The sequence below is a fragment of the Desulfosporosinus orientis DSM 765 genome, assembly GCF_000235605.1.
In the GTDB taxonomy this organism is placed as follows: Bacteria; Bacillota; Desulfitobacteriia; order Desulfitobacteriales; family Desulfitobacteriaceae; genus Desulfosporosinus; species Desulfosporosinus orientis.
The window spans coordinates 1476782-1499635 of record NC_016584.1 but is presented as its reverse complement, the minus strand read 5'-3'; the positions used below and the strand labels follow the sequence as shown (position 1 = coordinate 1499635).

Sequence of the window (22854 nt, the reverse complement as noted above, 5' to 3'; positions counted from 1 at the left end):
TAGTGGATTTATCCGATTATATTGAGGACATTTTAAATCATGAAGAATACCGGCAGTTGGCCTTATTTACTCATCACAAACCCTTTACAACTCTGGAACACTCTCTCCGTGTTGCTCAGATAGCTTATGACTGGTCCGTGCGCTTGGAAAAGAAGGTTAACCTGGATACTATTGCAGTTACTCGCGGCGCCCTTCTTCATGACTTTTTTCTATATGATTGGCATAAGATGAGACCGGACGGATCACGTTGGCATGGTTTTCGCCATCCTCGCATTGCCTGCCAAAATGCCGAACGTTGTTTTAAGTTAAGCGAAAAAGAAAAAGACATTATTTTAAGTCATATGTGGCCTCTCACGCTCCGGCCGCCTCGCTGCCGTGAAGCATTTATTGTCATATTGGCTGATAAAGTTGCTTCCCTTCAAGAATTTCGCTTTAAGTTTAAACGCCATCTTCCCTCTTCTGAACGTTATACATCCCTTCGCCTGAAAAAACCAAACTAACATGTAATCAAAGTTCGATTAGTATAGAAATAAGGAAAGAGCATGCCCGAGAACATGCCCTTTCCTCTAAGGAAGATAGTATTGAATAAAAGAACGTTTTCCCTAATAACTTGGCTGCTATCACTTAGTTTAATAGTTTTACTTTATCCCAAACTTCAGGATCCAACTGAAATACAGAACTTAATTACCCAATGGAAATGGCTGAGTGTTTGTATCGACTTATCAATTTTAACCCTTTTAGCTCTTTTTCCCATTATACCATTTGTCCTGATGGCCGGAATTAATACCCTTATTTTTGGCTGGGTTGGAGGCTTTTTGGTTTCCCTCTGCGGGAGTTTATTAGGCGCCTCATTAGGTTTTTGGCTTGCCCGCACTCTTGGACAAGCATGGGTTCAACCGAAGATTGGTAAACTGGGAAAGTGGGGCACACTCATCGAAAGTAACAGTTTTTCCATTACGTTGATCTCACGGCTTATTCCGATTCTTCCGGCTGCAGCTGTTAACTACGCTGCCGGTTTATCCGCAATGTCCTTTCCAAAATTTCTGGTTGCCTCAATCATCGGCAAAATTCCCATGATTATTTGGGAATCTTGGGCAGGACACGATTTTTGGAATCTATCAGAAAGCCCAAGCCGTTTTTTCTTAGCCTTAGTCATCGGAATTGTCATTTTTGGATTGGCTGGCTTTTTGGGTTATTCTTCTGTTAAAGGGTTTAAAGACACTTCAATGTGAACTAATGCCGGGCAAAAGCTTTAGCAATCATCTGATAACCGGCTATACTGGGGTGTGCATAGTCCCTGCCAATAAACATAGACTCTTTGCCTTTCATCTCAGGATCTAAATCTACAACTGTAAATCCATAACGCCGGGCACACATCATAATCATCCCATTGGCGTTATCAATGATTCTTTGGGCTTGTAAGGAATATCCGGCATAAGGTCCTGCTGGCAAGGGATTATAAATTGTTGCCACTTTAACAGTTGCAGATGGATTAAGAAGTCTGATTTTTTGACCAATCTGCAGCAGAGTTTTATTCATATTCCCTAATATTACCGGCAGCAAGGATGTTTGAACGGGTTGATTCGGACTCCGAATCAGACGAAGCAAATCATTCGAACCAATGGTCAACGTTATTAATGAAGCTTGAGATATACATTTTCGAATCCTGGGATTGGATTTTAATAGATTCAGCAAACCGCTGGTTGTTAAGCCATTGACACCTAAATTTAGCAAACGTAAATCCGGATTATGCCTCATAAGACTATTTGCGTAGATATTTGGAAAGGAAAAAGGATTTCTCACACCATAACCCGCAGTTATTGAATCCCCTAAAGCCAAGTATAACGCCATTTAATCACCACTTTCAATGCACAAAATGGAATCATTATAGGGTATGTTTTCTTTTACCCCTCTGCCACGTCTTAGAGAATAAACCTCTAAATTTTATGAGAAGATAAAGGAAAAGCATTGAATGGTGTGAACTAAATGAGCAAAGTTATAGAACTTATCAAAAAGGGGAATGCCTCTTCCTTGTATGCAGTGCTTGGCAACCTCTTTCTCGTCATCTTTAAGGGAATTGCGGCTTTTTTTAGCGGCAGCGGAGCTATGTTTGCTGAGGCTATGCATACTGCTGCTGATGCAGTTAATCAATTATTTGTATTTATAGGGAGTATTCTAGCGGAACGAAAACCAACCTCGCGGTTTCCCTCAGGCTTCGGACGACTAATTAATGTATTTTGTATGGGAGCTGTTATTGTAATCACTCTCATGGCCTATGAAACCGTTCTGGAAGGCATCGAATTATTTCGACATCCTGCAGCTATTAGCAGCATATGGCTTATTATTCTTAGTCTGGGTATATCAATGAGCATCGATGGATACGTCTTACATAAAGCTATGCGTGAGATTGTCCATGAATCTCGGACAGGAGGAAAAGGCTTTAGGCTGCTTATAACTGCACTTAGAAATGTTAACCGTGCCTCTCCTGCTACGAGGTTGGTCTTTTTTGAAGATCTTGTAGCCACCGCAGGAGCTATTTTAGCCCTTGGTGCTATCCTTATATCTCATTTTACTCCCGTAAAGATTTTGGATGGTATTGCCGCAGTCATCATTGGTATCATGATGGGCGGGGTTGCTTTCCGAGTTGGCTATGACAATATGGTTGGACTCATCGGTGTATCAGCCCCTAAAGAGGTTGAGGAAAAAGTATCCAAGATTATTTTATCCATTCCCGAGGTCACGGACATCAATAAAATGCGCATATTACAAGAAGGACGTTTTTACCATGTTGAAAGCTACATTGAACTGAGCCCCGGCTTATCATTAGCTAAGGCAGATACTATTAAGGTTAAGATTCGTGATCAGTTAATAGCATCTAATGAAGTTACAGATGTTACTCTGGGTATTATTGAGGATAACGGAGTACAAGATTGGCCGGCTAAATACCATTAGGGTTGCAACTAAAAATGTTGAAGCCCTATTTATCTTTAAGTAATCATATAAAAACCGAGATTTGAATCACATTTTTCATACCCAATATTTGTTATCCTTACTTTAAGGAGGGTGACCAAAATGTATAGAATTACTAGAAATGATCTACAAATATTGCTCACTAAGATTGAGGATCTGCGCGATAAATTACACTCGAATGTGAAACAAGGAAAAAGTATACAGGATCCTTTAGTAATTAAGCTGAGCCAGGACCTTGATGAACAACTTAATCTCTATTATCGAATGATAAAAACAATTAGTATTATTTAATTATGATCGTTTTGATATTTTTTCCATCGGCAAATTCCTCTAAAAGCATTTCGGCATCCTTAAGGTATTCCAGAATATCCCCATCCCCACTGAAGGAAAAAATACATATAACAATTTCTTGGGCACTATTTGTTATCATAGCTCTCTCTGAATCACTGGTCGGACTCCCAAAGCTCCCCAAATTATCTTTTAATACCGGCAAATTTTCAATATTAATAAGCTCTTTGCCGATACCTTTATATTGTTCCCCTGGTTTGCCAATCCCTAAAACGACGGGCGAATGTATATTATCCACATTATAGGACCCTACCGGAAATTTTGATTTTAATGATAGTAAATTGTTAATATCGACGATATTATTTATTCGGTACACCCCTTTCCCCTGTAATACCCTCCTGATTAAAGCTTCGGAAGACGTCCTATATTTGCTCGGCACTTTCCCTAACTTTTTATAGGCTTCTCTCCCGGCTATAATTCTTGACTCGGAAACTAAATTTTCCAAAACTTTATCCTGTTTAAGGACATCGCAATAACTTTCAATTTCTTTCCATAAACTATCACTGCTGCCCTGGACGGTAACCTTTGCTTGGATACAACCTAAGACTACTTCAGGGCAAATGTCTTTCAATTCTTGACTGATACTAAAATCTATCATTTAATTTCATTCCTCCAAACCCTCTCAGATTGACATATACTATTATACCTTTTAAATTCGATGAAATACCAACAAAAAACCTCACCAATAAAGGTGAGGGAAAAAATCTAGAACTCATTTTTTAAAATCTGGAAGGTTAACGTGTTTTCTGATACAATGCTGTGAATTAAAAGACGGCTGGTTGTATTATTTTTGAATTTGAAATCAAGACTTGGATAAGCAACCGTAGCATCTCGACCGGGGGGAACATAACTGATGGGCAATGAATGAGGATGCCTTTCGATAATGTCTAAGTTGGCAAGAAGTACTGCATTGTATAAGGTTGAAGATACTTGGCAGACTCCTCCGCCAAGCCCCGGCGTGAAAACATCCCCTTCAATAATCATAGCCTCTTTATAACCGGCATTTGCAGTTCGTTGACCGACACTTTCATTAAAGGAAAACCTTTCTCCAGGGGATAAGAGCTTTCCATCAAGAACTCTTGCGGCAAGTCGAATATTTTCTGTCCGATTAATTAAGGTTGGGTCAAACTTTGTAGTATATTGAGCAATGGGTAAGGGTTCTTTGACCGTTAGATTGAGTTTGACAGCTTTGTTATATCCGTCCACTGCCCCTAAAAAAACATAGGTACCAATCTTACTGGTATCCGCTTTAGGTGGAGTCCACTGAACCGGCACCTCAATGCTCACACTGTTATACAACTTAGCTCGAACCTTTGTCGGCAGAGTGAAGTCTTGTCCTTGAGCAACCGTTACAGCAACATCTGCTATTGAATAGATACTAGTTTCCCCCACAGTCCCTGAAAGCAATTCTTTTGCACTGTTCATCATCTCATCCGATACAACTCCGCTTCCTCCAAATGAAAGGATTTCTGGATTCAAATTATTGGCATAAAGTTCTGTGAAATAATGAGCTGCAGCTTTCGGTAAGGTTCCAAGGGTAGGGTCGATAAATATAATGGGATTACCATCGATAGCCGCAACTGTTGTTCCTGCCAATGCATCAGCAAAACCATACCCTGTGGCCAAATAGACTTTGGATGGATTGGGTGCAAAAGTCTGGGCTAAAAGTACATTGGTATCAAAACGAGATTCTCCCATCAATCGTTGGATATGGGCCTGAGGCAACAGATTTTGAATTTGGGATTGGACATCAAGTGAGATTACACCAATCCCACCCGTAATGTATACCTTCTCTGGTTTTTTCTCCAACAAATAACCTTTTATAACCTCTGGGAGTGCCTCATGAGTGGTCAACAATATTGGCCAGCCATTGCCGGCAGCAAAACTTGAGATACTTAATGCATCAGAATATTGTTCTCCAGAAGAAATCACGACTGTAGATACCGGCATATTATCAAGAACATCTGCAATCCGATACGATGTATCATATCTGTCCAAACCAGCAATTCTAATAATATTCCCGTAGCCCTGGTCATTAAGTTTTTCTTCAAATTCTGTGCCTATAATTCCCTCACCGCCAATGATATAGACCGTACCACTCGAATACAGGTGTTGGTTCACATAATCAAAGGCATCTTTAGATTTTTCAGCGGAAGAATCAACTAATAGAATAGGAGCTTCTTTTGCATAGGCCAGAACACTGGCGGATAAGGCATCAGCAAACTCATTGCCCGTCGCTAAGATTACGTTATTTACCGTTCCCTGATGACTGTACTCAGAAATAGCTTTAGAAGTCTCAAATTTAGTCTGTCCGGCGAGCCGGACTGGGGAGGGTAATTGTTGGGGATGAAGCACCGCATTGGGCTCATCGGCCGCAGCAAAAGTTGGGTTTCCTACTAAAAGACTGCTGCATAAAAACAAAATAGGTATGATTCTCTTCTTGTTCATCAGCTGCTACACTCCTTCAACTTGTCCTTGATAATTATCTCATGCTGAAGAAATGAAGACTGTCGATTCAAGCATTGTCTTTATGCGCTTTTTTGCAATGATTCTGTCCTATTTATGCGAACGGCAAAGATACGAAATGTTTCCTTTAACTTCCTGTATTAACAAATAAAAAAACCGGAAGGGCTCTATGATCATCTTGCCGGTTCAATGATTATGAATCTGTTAAATTTTCAGCCGGTTTACTTTAAATAATAATTACAAAGATCAGAGTTCACAATCCTATTCGAATTAATTAATTAATTACTTTCCTTCAGTACAAAGGGGCTGTTGCACCATGAACTCAGTTCCGGTGCAGCAGCCCTTTGTAATTTCTAAAACATCTCTTTACTCATTCTGTCAATAGCTTCATTTGTAGAATCGTATACCCCCGGAAATGAACTCCAATTTCCTCCTTGCGTTAAACAAGGGATAAAGTATTGTTTTCCACAATTCCTGCAGGCTCTCTCTACTTCTTTGGCAACTATTTCAGGAGTCCAGCCTGGAAAATCCACCACACCACTGTCGATATCACCCATGAAGCTGATTTTGCTGCCATACTTTTTAATGAGTTCCGGTGTATTGTTCGTAGTCATAACTCCTTGCCAGATGTCCACTCCCATTTCAATCATATAGGGAACGAGGTTCGCTGCATAGGAATCACTGTGATGCACAATCAGTTCAACTCCATTGTCTTTGTAAAAGCCATATATCTTCTTATATGCCGGGAGATAGAATTCCTCAAACATTGCGGGAGAAATGAAAGAGGATTTTTGACTCCCCCAATCATCATGATGAAAAATGCAATCTGGATGGATATGATCAATTAATGCTTTTGCATAAGCTAACTCACGTTCAGTCAGGTACTCAATAAGTTCATGCATTGCTTCCGGCTCTTCATATAAGGCCATTAATGCATCTTCCATACTCATAAGATGATGGGTCATTTCGAAAACACCGGGGGCTACAAACACTGTTACAAATTCCTCGTTGCGATCAACTGCACTTGCATGAGCCTCCGCAGCAGCCCAAGCTTCTTTCTCAACCGGAATTGCAGGCGCTTTGACATACTTTTTCCATTCTGATATATCCTTTAATACTTTGTGTTCATCGTCATGTACCGGAAAGCCGCCGATTTGACCTTCCGGCCATTTAAATGTGATGCCCCAGCCATTTTTAATGGTTTGACCCGGTTGAGGAAACGGTTCGCTAGGAACTTCCATGATAAAATGCATAAATTCATATTGCTTTACAAATCGGTCAGGATTTCCGCCTTTCATGGTTTCCAGTAAATTTTGTCTTTTTGTTAACATATCGTTCCCTCCTTGATCTATAGTCATTTGATTATCGTTCACTAGCCAATTCTGCAGCTTTCACAGCTGCACTTCCCGCATCAGGTGCAAAGGCATCTGCGCCGATTGAAGCTGCGAATTCTTCTGAGACAGGCGCACCGCCGACCATAACCTTGAAACCAGACAAACCGCAGGATTTCAGAGTTTGAACAGTCTCCATCATTTTCGGCATGGTTGTTGTAAGAAGCCCTGAACAGGCTACAATTCTTACGTCCTTATTGTTTCTGACGGCCTCAACAAATTTGTCTGCTGTTACATCAACGCCAAGATCAACCATATCAAATCCGGCACTGCCAATCATCATTGAAACAAGGTTTTTGCCAATATCATGCAGGTCTCCTTCAACTGTGCCGATAACACATGTCCCTAACGACGTTATTTTCTGGCCTTCGAAGAGTGGTTTGAGTACATCGACACCCTTGGACATAGCTTTTGCTGCCATCAACATTTCGGGTACAAAAATCTCCCCTGAGGAAAATTTGTCACCAATAATACGCATGGATTCAACCATTCCGTCAAGTATATCTTTGGCCGAGTTCCCCTCATTTATTGCTTCCTGTACCAAACCCGGAACCAGTTTAGCCTTTCCGGCTTCTACCATACTTTTTACTTCTTCAATTTTTGACATCACTTGTTCCTCCTTATGATTTGTTTTCTTTTGTTAACACCGGAGAATGTTATTGCCCAGGTGATTGAACAGCAGGGTCAATTGGCAGGGATGGCTTTTTCATGGCAAACAATATGACAAAGAACACTAAAATTGCTAAATATCCTCCAGTTCCAAAATAGTATTGAAATCTTAACGTCGTGACGTGAAGAGGTTCCATAATGGCTGCATAAAAGTATCCGGAAAGAAATCCACCCAAATTCATTCCGGATACAATTATGGACATGGCCATGGGAGTCTGGCTGGGATGTACAGATGCACCGGCAAGCATGTAAATCGAAGACATACCTAGCGTCAAGCCAATACCTAAACAAGCTTCACCAATAATGAACAAGATAACACTTTGACTAAACGAAAAAATTATTTGTGAGACTATAAAAAACACAAGTCCTATGTTGAGAGTCTGCCTTCCTGTTTTTTGAAACACCTTGCCAAACACTGCTCCGGCTGCCATCCCTCCTACCGTCATGAACATTAAGACTACACCGGCAACTGCAGCATTGGCTTTGATGGTCAAAAGTACAGAAGACATATTGGTTAAAGAGGGATAGTCAAAAATCGTAATGATACCAAATAATAAACCCCAACCAAAAACTGAAATGGGCATTTTCAGTTTGACCTTTTCCGCACCTGCCACCCCAGCAGATAGTTCTGCTTTTGGCGGCTCAGGAAGAAAAATTAAAACAATAATAAATGTAATAATTCCTAAAGCATGCGCTAGAAAACTGTAATTCCAGTTTACAGAAGCAAGTAGACCGCCCAGTAACTGGAGCACAATGCCTCCGATGTTCATTACAACCCCGTTTATTCCCATGACACTTGCCTGTTTATGAGAGGGCACGAGATTAAATATTAAGGCACTGTTAAGGGGCATGATAAGTCCCAACCCTAGTCCAAAAAGACCTCTGGCTAACAATATTTGAGTGAAATCATTAAGAAAATAAGGAATTGCTCCGGCGATGCTGAACACAAATGTTGCAAAGAGAACTAATGTCCTATATCTAACAGATTTTCCGGCAACACTTCCTCCAATAATCGATACCGGTATCGATATTAGAGCAGGAATCGTGGATACCAGCAATAAAGTGCTGAAACTTACCTTTGGAAAAGCGCCTCCTATAGTTGCTATAGCAGGGGTAATGGTTCCAATGCCCATCGCAAGAAAACCAAATGAGAATATGGCCAATAATACTAAAGACTGCCTTTTATCACTCATAATATCTTCCTTTCCATATCATAGTTGTTATCCCAAGATCCTTGATTCCTAATTGTTTTAGCCTCTTTGCTTTATATCATTTCCTTTAAGCCATCCAATTCCCCCTTTCTTTGGCAGAAGACTATCCCTACCATTTTTAATATTTGTATATACATCTGTATGTATATATGTTAGTATATTCATAATAATATGAAAAAAAAATATGTCAAGCCTTTCTTTTTGTATTATTAGTCATTCTGAGGTCCCATAAAACCTGTTTTATACTTTCGAAAGTTAGGAATAAAAAAAAGCCTATCACCGTTTAGACAATAAGCTTGTATTCTCTATTTACTTATTATTTCTTGAGGCATCAAGTCACTATAGATCCTTGAATCGCACCCGAAAGTCGTTTAATAACTCCTCAAACTCAGGAAATCCCTCATTTTGAAGCATCCGTCCATAGTTCGCATGTTTTGCATTTGTATCCACAACTGTATTCCAAAAGTACTGAATCATCCCTTGGGCATCTCGTTGTTTCATTCGTAAACGCAATCCCCGCGTCGCTGATTTAAACCGCTCTGTAGTGGATGGCGATTGCAAAATTGGGTTAAACAACTTAGCTTCCAGAAAATCGAGAATCTCTTGCTCTTTAATCATACCGCCCCTCCTAGTCACTCTTACTTTCGTAAAAAATACTCTTTGCTAAAGACTATGAGACAAGGTGGCGGTCTATGATATTCATCGGAGCTATAGTTCCATAAGATTCAAATATTCAAAGGAGATTATTAATCTAAGTATCAAAATAAACAGGGTCAGCTTATTTCCTGAACCCTGTTTATCATAAACTTTCCTAATTTGAAAAGAATTTAATAATTTTCCTTCCTCACTTCAAAATAGCTTTGTGGATGTGCACAAACCGGGCAAATCTCAGGTGCCTTTTTGCCCATAACAAGGTGTCCGCAGTTTCGGCATTCCCAGATGCTTTCTTCTGCTTTTTCAAATACCCTTTGCATTTCTATATTGTTCAAGAGGGCACGATATCTTTCTTCGTGAGCCTTTTCAATTTTAGCAACCATTCTAAACTGTGCTGCGAGAGCAGTAAAGCCTTCTTCCTCTGCATCCTTGGCAAAGCCCTCATACATATCAGTCCACTCGTAGTTTTCGCCTTCAGCAGCATGAAGCAAATTAGCCGCCGTATTTCCAAGTTCACCAAGAGCTTTAAACCACAATTTTGCGTGTTCTTTTTCGTTATTGGCAGTTGCCTCAAATAATGCAGCGATTTGCTCATAACCTTCTTTCTTAGCAACTGAAGCAAAATATGTGTATTTATTTCTTGCCTGGGACTCGCCTGCAAATGCTGCTGCTAAATTTTTCTCTGTTTTTGTTCCTTTGATGTTCATTTTATTCTCTCCTTTATTTTCTTTTTTGAATTAAAGATATTAAGCGCTTCAATAGCTTTTTGACCCAGCAAACTCCTTACCTCATTACTCTGAATTTTACAATGGCTTCAGATAATTGGAGTAACTGCATTATCCGATGATCTAGCTATGTCAGCAGCAATACTTTCCTGCTCAACTTTACTTTTAATAATCAGCAAGCTGATAAATCAAGTTGCTTCCGTTAAGTGCTGTTTTTCACATCCCTTTGCAAGGTTGGAACCTAAAGCACTGAGTTCCCCTGCCGTAAGTTCTCTTTTTAACCCTTAAGTTCCAGCCGCAATATAGAAATGATACTTATACAACAGATAATTAATAATCATTTCTATTTGAGTATATATTTAACATAATCAGTCTGTCAAGCACTATTTCTAATTATACCCTAACTTCACTTTAGAAACTGCCTATTTCTTATGATCATTCGATTCTCTAGTGAATAATGATAGCTGCTGCACTAAACAGAATTGTAGTGATTGCAGCAGCCACTAAAGCTGGTTTCAACTTCCGCTGCGCATATTCCAGCACCGGTAAATCAAGGATAGTACATAGCGTAACCGTGTTGTCACTCAAGGGGGAAGCAAATGCACCGAATGTCCCACTGGAAAATACTGCACCAATAACTAATTGAATATTAGCACCTGATTGGTGGGCCAGAGTTACCCCTAAAGGCATAAGCAAACCCCATGTGCCCCAAGATGAGCCAATAAAATAGGAGATTATTCCTCCCAATAGAAACATTGCAGGAGCAATGAAAGTATGCGGGATCCAATTAACGACATGGGAAGCGATATACTTAGAAAACCCTAAATCTTCTGAAACCGCTGACAGAGCCCAAACCAAAGCTAACATAATAATTACAGATACGAGTTCATTCCCTCCTTTAATAAAATGCGTAACTATTTTCGCCATACTAAATTTCTGAACTAAATAAAATACAATTGAAAGAATAAGGGTAATGAAGACAGCTTCAAGCATAACCCCTAGGGCATCGGCCTTGAGAAATGCTTCGAATATATTGCTTGCCTGAGATCGTCCATCCCACCAGCTCAAAAAAATAGTTCCAACTAAAACAGTAGTGAGAGGCAGGATTAAGTTCCAAGGCTTAGTGGGTGTCTCCTTTTCAAACGCCCGGTGACATTCCTCTAAACCTTCTTCACCTTGTTGTTCATTAGGATCAGAGAGTTGATTTACACTTGATTTAGATTTCTCTTTTTCATCCACTTTAGAAATATCCCCACCAAAAGCATGAAAGAAACTGTAATAAATACCTATGGCTAAAATAACAAAGGAAAAAAAGTTGAAAGGAATACTCCTTACATAAACAGTATACGGGGCATCCTTAATACCTTCATGCTGAAGAGCTGTCCCTGTTATTGACACCATGTAACCAACAAAAGCAGTAGCTACCGGAATCAGCGCGACTACAGGATTTGAAGTAGCTTCAATAACAAAACCTATCTCCTGCTTAGTCATTTTTAGTCTTTGCCTTAACGCTTTCATAATCGGCGCTATTGTCACAATCCGAAAATCAGGATCAGAGAAAGTTCCAATTGTTGATATCCATGTTAACAACATCGCTGATCCCTTGGTTTTAACTTTATGCCCTACTAGGTGGACAAAGCCTTTAATACCTCCAGTCATTTTAGTCAAGCTAATTAAGCCCGCAAAAACATAGAGAAAAACGATGATTCGAATGTTGTTTGTTTTAACAATATTGTCCAGGATATAACCAATTAAGGTTTTTATGCCACCTAAAAAATCTGGCTGCTTCAAGTAGCAGCCCAAAATTAGCCCCGCGAAAAGCCCAGGTTGAACCTGTCTTGTTACAATTGATATTGGAATAACAATAAGAAATGGCAGTAATGCAATCCAAGAACTTCCCATATCAGCACATCCTTTGCGTAAGTAGATATATTTCTTATCATTTACAAATTTAACAGAATTATGTCCAATAAAAAAAAGAGAGTTGCTGAGAACCCTCTTATAAAACCATCCTCTTAATTTTTATTTACTAATTTTAGGCAATTATACTAACCTTAAAGCTCTTTGCAGCAAGCCGGTTTTCTTCTGCACTTATTTGATGACGACAAGGAGTTCGCCGGCCTTGACTTGCTGCCCTTCTTTGATATTCACCGAGCTGACAGTCCCGGCAACAGAACTGGTTATCCTTGTTTCCATTTTCATGGCTTCGACAATCGCCAGCAGCTGATCCTCAGTTACCTCGTCTCCTTCTTTAACCTTCAAGGACACAACAGTCCCCGGAATTGGAGACCCAATTTCATTCTTATTATCAGGATCCGCCATTTCTGTTATACCATATTCTCCCGACTGGCCAAGAAGGTTAACATTGCTCCAGTTCTTGTCTTTGACTTTAATTTCCCGTCTATTTCTGTTGACTTCAAATACCAGGGTTCTGTTTCCTTCCAGATCCGGCTTCCCCATAGAGCGAAGTTTAATCATTAAACTTCTTCCTTCTGCGACCGCTGCTTCAATAATTTCTCCTTCGGAAAGTCCATGGAAGAAGACGTCGCTTCCAAGTCTGCTCAAGTCTCCGTATTCTGCGATAAATTTCAAAAATCCTTCATACACTTCAGGATAAAGGGCATAGCTTAGAACATCCTTCTTAGTTGGTTCAAATTCAAATTTATCCTTCAAATGCTTGGCAATATTATCAAAATCCTCATCGGACAGCAGTTCACCCGGGCGCTTGGTAATCGGTTTTTCCCCTTTCAGTACCAGCTTCTGGAGTTTCTCCGGGAATCCTCCCATCGGCTGGCCTATCATACCCATGAAATACGCTACGACGGAATCAGGAAAGGCCATCTTCTCCGCTTTCTCATAGATATTCTCCGAGGTAAGGTGATTCTGAACCATAAATATTGCAAAATCACCTACAACTTTCGAAGAAGGGGTGACTTTCACGATATCCCCAAACATCTCGTTAACAGTCTTATACATTTCTTTGATCTCGGTGAACTTATGACCAAGACCAAAGCTTTCCACCTGAGGTTTAAGGTTGGAGTACTGCCCTCCGGGAATTTCATACTTATAGATTTCGGCAGATCCCGATTTCAAGCCGGACTCATACTTGCCATATACCGGTCGGACCGCTTCCCAGTAGTCAGATATCTTTTGGAGTCCTTTCAGATCAATGCCCGGATCCCTTTCCGTATTTTTCAGAGCGGCAACAATCGAATTCATGGCCGGTTGGCTCGTCAATCCCGACATGCTGTTGAAAGCAGTGTCCACAATATCTACTCCCGCTTCTACAGCCATAAGAACTGTTGCTCCCCCGTTACCTGTAGTATCGTGGGTATGAAGATGGATTGGTATTCCAATCTCGTCTTTCAAGGCACTGATTAGTTTGTATGCTGCATGCGGTTTCAGGAGTGCCGACATATCTTTAATGCCTAAAATATGGGCTCCCGTTTTTTCAATCTCTTTCGCAAGCTTAATATAGTAATTCAAGTTATATTTTTCCTTGCTGCTGTCAAGGATATCTCCGGTATAGCAGATGCAGGCCTCAGCGATCTTCCCGCTCTTTATGACTTGATCAATCGAAATTTCCATACCCCTCAGTTCGTTTAGGGAATCAAAAATTCTGAAAACATCAATACCCGAGACGGCTGATTCTTTTATGAATTCTCGGATGACATTGTCCGGATAGTTCTTATAGCCTACTCCATTCGCTCCTCTTATGAGCATCTGGAAGAGGATGTTGGGAACTCTTTTCCGCAGTTCCTCCAGCCTTTCCCACGGAGACTCTTTAAGGAACCTGTAAGCTACGTCAAAGGTCGCGCCCCCCCACATTTCAAGGGAAAAGAAATCCTTGCCGTAGACCGAAGTCGCCTCGGCGATCTTGATCATGTCCTTGGTTCTGATCCTTGTTGCCATCAGAGACTGATGAGCGTCCCGCATGGTCGTGTCTGTTAGCAGAACCTTCTGCTGATCTTTTATCCAATTGACAAGACCATCAGCACCGTACGTATCAAGGATCTGTTTAGTTCCGCTCAAATCCCTCGGACTAATGCCGTCGATTTTGGGCACTTTTGGGACATCATATTGCATTTTTATCCCCATCGTCTCGTTGACTACGACATTGCCGAGAAATTTTAGAATCCTGCTTTCATCATCACTTTTATGGTTGAGGGAGATCAGATCAGGGTTTTCTTCGATGAAACCGGTATGGCATTCTCCCTTTAGAAATTGTGGATGATTAAGAACATTGATCAGAAATCCTATGTTCGTCTTAACTCCAGTGATTTGTGTTTCGGTGATAGCTCGAATGGATTTTTTAATGACATCCTGAAAACTCCTGGACCAAGAGATATTCTTGACGAGAAGGCTGTCATAATAGGGACTGATTTCAGCTCCAGTAAATCCGTTGCCGCCGTCTAACCTAATCCCAAATCCTGAACCGGTCCTGTATGATTCAATTTTTCCTGTGTCCGGAGCGAAATTATTCGAAGGATCTTCCGTCGTGATTCGGCATTGAATGGAATAGCCATTGAGAATTATGTCCTCTTGTGAGTTTATTCCAATCTCTGGAGAATCCAGAGCATATCCTTGGGCAATTTGGATCTGAGCCTGGACAATATCTATACCTGTGACCATCTCAGTAACAGTATGCTCAACCTGAATTCGGGGATTCATTTCTATGAAATAGTAATTTCCCTGGTTATCTACCAGAAATTCAAGGGTACCCGCGCTCCTATAGTTTACGGCCCTTGCAATCTTAAGAGCATCCTGATAAATATTGTTTCTAATTTCCTGGGGAATTGAGAAGGCAGGTGTAAATTCTACCACCTTCTGGTGTCTTCTCTGAATTGAACAATCCCGTTCAAACATATGGACTATGTTGCCGTACTTGTCCCCGAGAACCTGAACTTCGATATGCTTTGGTTTCTCAATGAATTTTTCTATAAAAATATGATCTATTCCGAAGGCTTTTTTTGCCTCATTCTTAGCACTCAAAAAGGCTGATTCCAACTCGCTCTCGTCTCTGACGATCCGCATTCCTCTTCCGCCGCCTCCGGCAGCTGCCTTAAGCATTAGAGGATACCCGCATTCTGCTGCATGTTTCCTTGCTACATTCACTGTCTTAACGTTCTTCTCATAACCAGGGATAATCGGGACTCCCACTTCTTTAGCCACGATCTTTGACTTGATCTTGTCCCCCAACCTCTCCATCATCGCCGCCGTGGGCCCGATGAATTCAATGCCTTCCTGCTCACAGCGCAGAGCAAATTCGGGATTTTCCGACAAGAAGCCATATCCTGGGTGAATAGCATCCACGCCTTTTTTAATTGCCAGGCTGATAATTTCCTCAATGTTCAGATAAGCATCGACAGGACTCCTGTCTTCGCCAATGAGATAAGCCTCATCGGCTTTGCTCCGGAAAAGAGAATATTTATCTTCGTTGGAATATATGGCGACAGTTCTTATGCCCAGCTCATTACAAGCTCTAAATACTCTAATAGCAATTTCGCCTCGATTGGCGACCATCACTCTTTTAAATTTACCCATGATTTCATCCTCCATCGCAGTCATTTCACTCGACCGTTGTCAAATGCTTGGTTCCCGCAACAACGATTTAAGTTGCTAAATATTCCCAGCCCAAATGATTGTATTACTATATAAAACGTCGATGGTGCCAATTTTATCACAATATTCAATTTAAAAATATACCCCTCTATCGGATTATTATGTATACTTGTTGATCCCTTCACGTTCACCATAAATTTGGTCTGTTCTCTCAATTTAGATCATAATGCTAAGCTTGGGCACTCTTGATCAGGCGAGTTATCAACAGACCAGCGTCATTTTTTCTTATATAAAAAAAACACTATAAGCGAAAAAACTGTTAGCATATTTGCAACAGTTTTCATAGCATCTTTATTTCTCCATTGTTTCAACCTTTGCGAACTCAGTCAGCTGCTTAGAAATAGATACGATTTCGTCAGTCGAAGCTGCCATCTCCTCAGCTGCGGCAGCTTGGTTCTCAGACGAAAGGCTTACGATTTTGATTTTTTCACCAATAAACTCAATGGAACTCTTTATTTCTGAAAGTGACCCTGCAACCCTTTCTGCAGATTCCTTACTTAGGTTCGAGAGTTTACCCATTTCTTTTGCTACAACACTGAACCCTCTTCCCGCATCTCCAGCTCTTGCCGCTTCTATGGAAGCGTTCAGGGCTAGAAGGTTAGAATGTTTTGAGATATTTTTAATGTCCAAAATTATGTTGTCGATATCATTAATTTTTTCTTCTGTTTGCGAGCCGAATTCGTCAATTTCCTTGATAAACGTTGATAGGTGCTGGGAACTCGAAGCAACTTCCTCAATACCAGCGTTTAGTTGGTTCATAGATGAAAAGAGTACAGAGGTACTTTCTTCAATTTTTGTCTCTCTTTCAATGCTCTGAGTAACGTTTACTATAGCACAAACCTCTCCATTTTCATCAAGTACGGGTGTAAGAAGTCCCTTAGCAGGAACTCCAAAGTATTTTGCAGGAATTTTCGATAGCATCTGTTTTTTGTTTCTGATTACAAAATCATGATTCTCTGTTTTTTCAATCGGATCTCCAACTTTAACTTTCCTGTCGAGTTTGCCGGGTGCATAAGCCATGACAGTCATTTTTCTGGCATCTATCACAACTACATTGATATCCTCCTGCATAACCTCATTTAAGGCTGGCAAAATCTCGATAAACTTTTTAAGATATTTTTCTTCCATTCAATCCCACTCCAATCAAACCAGCGTAGGACTTAGATAATCTGAGAGCAGAACTTACTCGCTCCTGCTCACCTTCTCAAAGCATCTCCGCTTTAAAATAGTTTTTGTAATAAGATTAACATTAAGGCTTAGCAGTGTACTGTTGTCCAGGCTACAAATCATAGTTTAAATTTTAAGTGAAGTAAATATAAAACCGGCGACCAAGATGCATGGTGCACCTCAAATCGCCGGTCATATGCTTTATAAGTTCTTATTTGGAAGATCAAGAGCACTGTTGACAGCCGTTCCGATTTGAGCCGGCGGTTTCCTTCGCTTAGGGAAAGTCAAGGCGAAGAAAGTCGTTGCCGCTGCCATAAGAATTAAAACCATTATTTTATCAGCTATATAAGCAAAACTCAGGTTCTTTACTGTGAGCAAGCGGAACCCTTCAGCCATCCAAGTATAAGGCATAGTTCGAAGCAGCATATTAATCGCTACCGGAATATGAGTACTTGGCCAAGAATAGCCCGAAGCCACAAAAATAGGAACCGAAATCAGCATGAGATAACGGGTTACCAACAAAGAATTCGGAAAATATACCGAAACGATAAACCCTGCGGAAATAATAATAAGGTCAAAAAGCAAACCCAGCAAAAGGATTAAACCTACCGAACCTTCGATCTTAACGTTTACAAAGCGTGCTGCAATCCACAATAACAATCCATAGTTAAAGAAATTAGCGATAAAATAAGGAAGAGCCTTACCCATGAAGATCTTCCACTGAGGAACTGCCGCGCAAAGAAACTGAAGCCAAGAATTCTCTTCCTTCTCCCGAGTCACTGTCAAGCCAATTCCCAAAAGTCCAATTTGCTGGATGATCATCAGAACCAAACCCATAAAGATGAAGGTAGCATAGCTGAAGGTCGGATTATACCATACCTCCATACTATAGGAAACCATATCCATGACGTTGGTAATTTCTTGCTTCGTCATTCCCAGACCACTTAAGTAAGAAGCCGTATGCTCAGCACTGAAGGTATTGAGCACTTGCTGAAAATACTTGCGGGTATTGAAGCCATAAATTAGATTTGAACCGTCATAGACTGTCAAAATCTGAGTTAGCTGATGCTGCGCCAATTTCTGAGAATAGTCTGCCGGAATGACGACACCTGCTCGAACCAAACCATTTTTCATGCCTGCTTCCAAGTCAGCATAAGTACTCACTTGCGGAATCACCTTGAAATTAGAAGTGTTCTCAAACGCCGAAACAACGGCACGGCTTTCCTGAGAATGATCAAGATCTACAATTCCCAAGGGCACATGCTGCAGGATAGCGGAGACATAGACCATACCAAACATCGAGGCATAAAGAAGCGGAACAATAAATAATATGGCCAAAAGAACCCGCTCCCGAAAAATATGCATAATTTCATAATGAGCAATGTTTAAGATTTGCTTCACATCAATCACCTCTTAAGCGGAAAGTCGCTTACCATTAAACGTAATCCTGCCACACTGTAAAAAAGAACTGCCCTGAGCCCCAAGGCCAATAAATAGTGGCTCATAAATCCCCAACCCGGATTTTTAAAGGTTAAAAAACTTACCCCTTGAAAAAACCAAGTCTGGGGAAAAGCCCAAACAACATGCTGGAGCCACTGAGGCATCGCTTGGAGCGGCCAGGTGAAACCGGAAAGCAAAAACGATGGCAGAGCGACAATCATTCCATAACGTGACGCATTGACAGCATTGGGAGAAAGACTCGACATCATCGTGCCTAAACCATGCAAGGCGAGGATAAAAATTAAGGTAAACAATAGAAAACTCGGCCAGCCGCAGGCAAGAGGAAATTTGAAGACTACAAAAGCCAGAAAATAGACAGGTAAAACAATCAGCAGCAAAATACCAATATGCACAACAGATTTACAGATAAAAAGCTTAAATAATGATATCCCCGAAGTCCTAATCTGATACCAGCTGCGCCGACCATTCTCACCAATTATCGTCATGCACGAAGCCAGAGTACAGCACTGCTGCCAAACGTTTAACGCAAAGGCTAAGACCAGGAAATAAGCGTAATTGACCGTAGGATTAAACCAGGCTTCTTCCGGAAAAGCAATGGACTGATATGCTTCTTGCGCCTGATTTGCTTGAATCCCTTTAGCAATTAAGGTTTGAATCCCAACCTGAGCTCCTAAAGTTCGGGTAACTGTCAGCACAGCACTAGAAGCATTTGTTGCATAAGCCATATTCATCCCATCAATAAATACGGCAATCTTCGTCTGCCGGTGTAAAGCAATATTTTTGCCATAGTTCTCGGGAATTACCACCCCAACAAGGACTTCGCCTCTTTTGATCGCTTCCTCCAACTGACTAAACGAGTCAAAATAGGCAAGGACCTGCAAATTTTGGCTGTTTTTTAGATCCGTAATAACTTGCCGGCTGGCACTGCTGTTATCAAAGTCCACAATGGCCGTCGATATATTTTCAATCCGCTGATAACTATAAACACCAGCAAACAGCAGCAACCCCAACAAAGGTCCGACGAGCAAAATATTGCGCAGACTTTTGTCCCGCCACATGTAAACTAATTCACGCTGCATAATAGCCAGACACTGTCTCATCATAATAATCGACCACTCTGTTCGGCGTAATATTTTTCCAGCCTATTCCACTCTGCCTGAGCTGCTTCCGAATTATAAAGGGTGATCTCCCCCCCCTCCAGCCAAGCTACTTTACTAAAAGACTGCGCGAAGGCAAAACTACTAAAGGTGCTGACACAAGTCCCGCCCTCTGCTAAGAATTGCTCTAACTCCTTCAATATCAGATTACGGGAAAAGAGATCGATATCCTTAATAATTTCATCAAGAATTAATAACTTTGGCTGATTGAGCAAAGCACAAGCCAGAGATACTCGCTGCAAAACACCGATATCCAGAGACGTTACCGGCTTCTTCAAGAACTCCGAAAGTTGAAAACGCTCAATCAGCTCAAGCACTGTGGCTCGAGAGGCATTTTTTAAAGCAGCGATAAAATCGAGATTTTCCAATACTGTCATGTCCCGAAACAAACTGTTCTCCTGAGTAACCAGCCCCAGACTCCCCTTGAACTTCTCAGTTTTTTTGATATTAAACCCCAAAATTTCCACCTGACCCGATTTAAAGCGATCTACTCCCGCTAAAATATGAACTAAGGACGTCTTCCCTGCTCCCCGAGTGCCAAATATGCCCCAACATTCACCAGAATGAACTTCAAAGGAGATTCCCTGAAAGAGCAGCTTGCGGCCTATTTTCTGTTCAAGATTAGCAACCCTAATTACAGGCCCCATAGTTATTTTGCCTCCTCTAGGATCTTAACTTTGGCAGTCATCCCCGTCTTAAGTGCTAAATCTTGATTAGGTATATCAATCTTGACTTGGAAGCTTCGAATATCATGCTCATATTGTTCATTGATCGCTTTTTTGACAGCAAATTCGCCAGCCCCATTAACTAAGACAACCTTGCCCTTAAATACTTTGCCGGGAAAAGCATCCACGCTGATTTCTGCTTCTTGATTCAGATGAACACGTCCTATCTTTGCTTCACTGATGTAAACGTTCACATAAGGGTGGGCCAAATCCGTAATCTCATAAACCGGTGTACCCGCATTTAACATTTCACCTGCCTGAAGGTACTTCTGAGTAATGAACCCGGACATCGGAGAAAGTAAGTGTGTATCACTAAGATACGCATTGGCTTTTTGGACAGCCCCATCGGCTTGCTTAACTACTCCTTGAGCTGCCTGATACTGGGCCTCGGCAATGGTCACATTCGCCCGAGCTGACATAACCTGTTCAAGGGCAGCCTGAGCTTCCTTCAGCTTGCTAAGCGCTAAATTATAGGCATTAGTGGCATCGTCTAGTGTTTTTTGCGGGGCAGAACCATTTCTGACTAAAGCAGTAGCACGATCAAAAGACAGCTTTGCATCTTTAACCCCTATTTCCGCCTGGGCAACCTTTGCTTGGGTCTGAGCTATGGTAGTTTCCACTTGCTGACTCGTCAAAGAAATCGCATCGGCTGCCCGCTGAGCATCTCCTACCGCTGCGTTATACGCTCCCTGAGCGGATATAAGATCAGAGCTTATTTCCTGATCTTCCAAAAAGGCTATTTCCTGACCGGCTTCCACTTTGTTCCCCTCGTCAACAAATATTTTCTCTAATTTGCCGGCAACCTTGAAAGAAGCCATCACATTCGTAGCTTCAATAGTCCCCGTTTCCGAAAGGCTCTGTTCCGCATCGGCTAAAGCAACCTGATGCTGATAGAAATAACGGTTAAAAATAAAAAGACTTAGGATAATAATCCCCATAAAAACGATAAAAGTCACTATTTTCTTTAAGTTGATTTTGGCTAGGGCATCCATTCCCTACTCCTCCTTATTACAAAATATTCCATTAAAAATAAGTGTCAGAATATGCTGCAATCGTGCTTCAAGCATCTCCTCAGAACGCAGATCTTCCTGCCAAAGAGGCTGAACTATCTCACGCCGATTAAAACAGGCCAGACATAAAGCCTGAACACTAAGAATCACCTGGCGAAAGTCCATATCCGGCCGAATATACTTGCGCTTTATCCCATCCTTAATAATGTCCCCGAATTCCAACTCGACCAAATCAAAAAATTGAGGAATCACCTTACCTGCATACCGCCCCCTATTGAGAGCTTCCCAACTAATCAGCCGGACAAAAGGCTCGTTCTCTGCTAAAAAGAAAAAGTAAGCCCTGACTGCCCTAGTTACATTCTCTTTGGGATTATGTCCTAAATTAAAAGCATTCTTGCCTAACGCATAGATTTTGTGGTAATTGTAACGCAAAACTTCCACATAGAGATCTTCTTTGCTGCCATAATAATGATAGAGCATTCTTTTATTGATACCCGCATCCTCAGCAATCTCATCGATCCGTGAACCATCCAGCCCTTTCTCAGCAAAGATTTTCGTCGCAGAATTTAAAATCCGTGCGCGGCTTTCCTCGGAGCGTTGTTCCCGACCATCTCCTTTTTTAGAATTTAATTTTTTAATATTGTCCATAGGAACCCCCCCAAAGTATGTAACCAGTTAGTTACTTAAGCTATATTCTAATGTTTTTGACCTTATTACGTCAAGGAACATATTCCCAAATATCAAATTTTTAATTTATTCAATTTAAATTGGATATTTACGTTCAATCCTTTTGTTAGCTAATTATTTTTCATAAAATTCTTCCTATTTAACGAAATTATCTATAATAGAGATAAAAGTATTAAAATGATCAGCTATTATTCATTAACATCTTATATGAATTTGATTGGCTATTTGGCGTGTGTTGCAGAGTGAGAAAAAAGGCTACAAAAATATCCCATCCGTCATCGAGCCCACGTACGAGGGCATCAATATCGCCACAAACAAGCAAGATCAAAAACCTGGGAAAATTATTTCTAAACGTTTTGCTCTTCGGAGGGCAATGGAATACCAGCTATCATCAGCGGCGCTCTAGTTTGTGTCTCCCACAGTCCTTAAAAAAAGCCAGTTTAGCTGGTTGTGTTTCTGTTACTTGTTTGGCATGTATGTCTCCTGTCAGAAGAATAAACAAGGTAGCAGTTAAGCCAAAGAAAAAGCAAGGCTTTAGCCCTGCTCAGCCTATCTTCCTATCTACTGGGTATTCTTAGTTAAAAGTTCTTG

General features: G+C 41.0%; 20 protein-coding genes. 4 read left to right on the top strand and 16 right to left on the bottom strand.

Translation table 11 applies throughout. From position 1 onward, the window contains the following. The first annotated feature begins 2 nt into the window (after positions 1-2). On the top strand, positions 3-500 hold the full coding sequence (locus DESOR_RS07015; protein ID WP_014183912.1) for an HD domain-containing protein: 498 nt from the start codon (positions 3-5) through the stop codon (positions 498-500). Between the two features lie 81 nt (positions 501-581). After that, on the top strand, positions 582-1232 hold the full coding sequence (locus DESOR_RS07010) for a TVP38/TMEM64 family protein (RefSeq protein ID WP_174275420.1): 651 nt from the start codon (positions 582-584) through the stop codon (positions 1230-1232). A 1-nt stretch (position 1233) separates the two neighbouring features. Here the strand turns inward: DESOR_RS07010 and DESOR_RS07005 are convergent, their stop codons facing one another. Further along, positions 1234-1851 carry an SGNH/GDSL hydrolase family protein gene (locus tag DESOR_RS07005; RefSeq protein WP_014183910.1) on the bottom strand — a complete coding sequence of 206 codons (618 nt, stop codon included), beginning with the start codon at positions 1849-1851 and terminating at the stop codon, positions 1234-1236. Positions 1852-1986: 135 nt separating this feature from the next. Between DESOR_RS07005 and DESOR_RS07000 the strand changes: the two genes are divergently transcribed. Both DESOR_RS07000 and DESOR_RS06995 read left to right on the top strand, forming a co-directional pair. Further along, entirely contained in the window at positions 1987-2952 is a 966-nt protein-coding gene (locus DESOR_RS07000; protein WP_014183909.1) for a cation diffusion facilitator family transporter, read from the top strand. 120 nt (positions 2953-3072) lie between these two features. Further along, on the top strand, positions 3073-3261 hold the full coding sequence (locus DESOR_RS06995) for an aspartyl-phosphate phosphatase Spo0E family protein (protein ID WP_014183908.1): 189 nt from the start codon (positions 3073-3075) through the stop codon (positions 3259-3261). Here DESOR_RS06995 and DESOR_RS06990 read toward each other — a convergent pair. The 15 genes from DESOR_RS06990 to DESOR_RS06920 form a co-directional block, all read right to left on the bottom strand. Continuing rightward, a complete protein-coding gene (locus DESOR_RS06990) occupies positions 3254-3916 on the bottom strand; it encodes a B3/B4 domain-containing protein (RefSeq protein WP_014183907.1) in 663 nt (220 codons plus the stop codon). The genes DESOR_RS06995 and DESOR_RS06990 overlap by 8 nt on opposite strands. Positions 3917-4023: 107 nt before the next feature. Beyond that, positions 4024-5766 carry a cell wall-binding repeat-containing protein gene (locus DESOR_RS06985; RefSeq protein WP_014183906.1) on the bottom strand — a complete coding sequence of 581 codons (1743 nt, stop codon included), beginning with the start codon at positions 5764-5766 and terminating at the stop codon, positions 4024-4026. A 371-nt stretch (positions 5767-6137) separates the two neighbouring features. Then, positions 6138-7115 carry a uroporphyrinogen decarboxylase family protein gene (locus DESOR_RS06980; protein WP_014183905.1) on the bottom strand — a complete coding sequence of 326 codons (978 nt, stop codon included), beginning with the start codon at positions 7113-7115 and terminating at the stop codon, positions 6138-6140. A gap of 31 nt (positions 7116-7146) precedes the next feature. Then, entirely contained in the window at positions 7147-7782 is a 636-nt protein-coding gene (locus DESOR_RS06975) for a corrinoid protein (protein ID WP_014183904.1), read from the bottom strand. Positions 7783-7831: 49 nt separating this feature from the next. Further along, entirely contained in the window at positions 7832-9037 is a 1206-nt protein-coding gene (locus DESOR_RS06970; RefSeq protein WP_014183903.1) for an MFS transporter, read from the bottom strand. Between the two features lie 357 nt (positions 9038-9394). Beyond that, complete coding sequence (locus DESOR_RS06965; protein WP_014183902.1) at positions 9395-9673, bottom strand: hypothetical protein; 279 nt, start codon at positions 9671-9673, stop codon at positions 9395-9397. Between the two features lie 209 nt (positions 9674-9882). Further along, the gene (gene rbr, locus DESOR_RS06960; RefSeq protein ID WP_014183901.1) at positions 9883-10416 is read right to left on the bottom strand and encodes a rubrerythrin; all 534 of its coding nucleotides are present in this window, start codon (positions 10414-10416) and stop codon (positions 9883-9885) included. A 465-nt stretch (positions 10417-10881) separates the two neighbouring features. Continuing rightward, positions 10882-12336 (bottom strand): Na+/H+ antiporter NhaC family protein, encoded by a 1455-nt coding sequence (locus tag DESOR_RS06955; protein ID WP_014183900.1) that lies wholly within the window; start codon positions 12334-12336, stop codon positions 10882-10884. A gap of 189 nt (positions 12337-12525) precedes the next feature. Then, positions 12526-15978 (bottom strand): pyruvate carboxylase, encoded by a 3453-nt coding sequence (locus DESOR_RS06950; protein ID WP_014183899.1) that lies wholly within the window; start codon positions 15976-15978, stop codon positions 12526-12528. A 369-nt stretch (positions 15979-16347) separates the two neighbouring features. After that, positions 16348-17184 (bottom strand): methyl-accepting chemotaxis protein, encoded by an 837-nt coding sequence (locus DESOR_RS06945; RefSeq protein ID WP_014183898.1) that lies wholly within the window; start codon positions 17182-17184, stop codon positions 16348-16350. A gap of 240 nt (positions 17185-17424) precedes the next feature. Further along, positions 17425-18624, bottom strand: coding sequence for an ABC transporter permease (locus DESOR_RS06940; protein WP_014183897.1), 1200 nt, complete (start codon positions 18622-18624; stop codon positions 17425-17427). 5 nt (positions 18625-18629) lie between these two features. Then, positions 18630-19787, bottom strand: a complete 1158-nt coding sequence (locus tag DESOR_RS06935; RefSeq protein ID WP_014183896.1) for an ABC transporter permease — start codon at positions 19785-19787, stop codon at positions 18630-18632. Continuing rightward, positions 19784-20488: an ATP-binding cassette domain-containing protein gene (locus DESOR_RS06930; RefSeq protein WP_014183895.1), complete on the bottom strand. Its 705-nt coding sequence runs from the start codon at positions 20486-20488 to the stop codon at positions 19784-19786. The genes DESOR_RS06935 and DESOR_RS06930 overlap by 4 nt, the downstream gene beginning before the upstream one ends. Positions 20489-20490: 2 nt before the next feature. Continuing rightward, entirely contained in the window at positions 20491-21558 is a 1068-nt protein-coding gene (locus DESOR_RS06925; protein WP_014183894.1) for an HlyD family secretion protein, read from the bottom strand. A 3-nt stretch (positions 21559-21561) separates the two neighbouring features. Further along, positions 21562-22224: a TetR/AcrR family transcriptional regulator gene (locus DESOR_RS06920; protein ID WP_014183893.1), complete on the bottom strand. Its 663-nt coding sequence runs from the start codon at positions 22222-22224 to the stop codon at positions 21562-21564. Between the last annotated feature and the right edge of the window lie 630 nt (positions 22225-22854).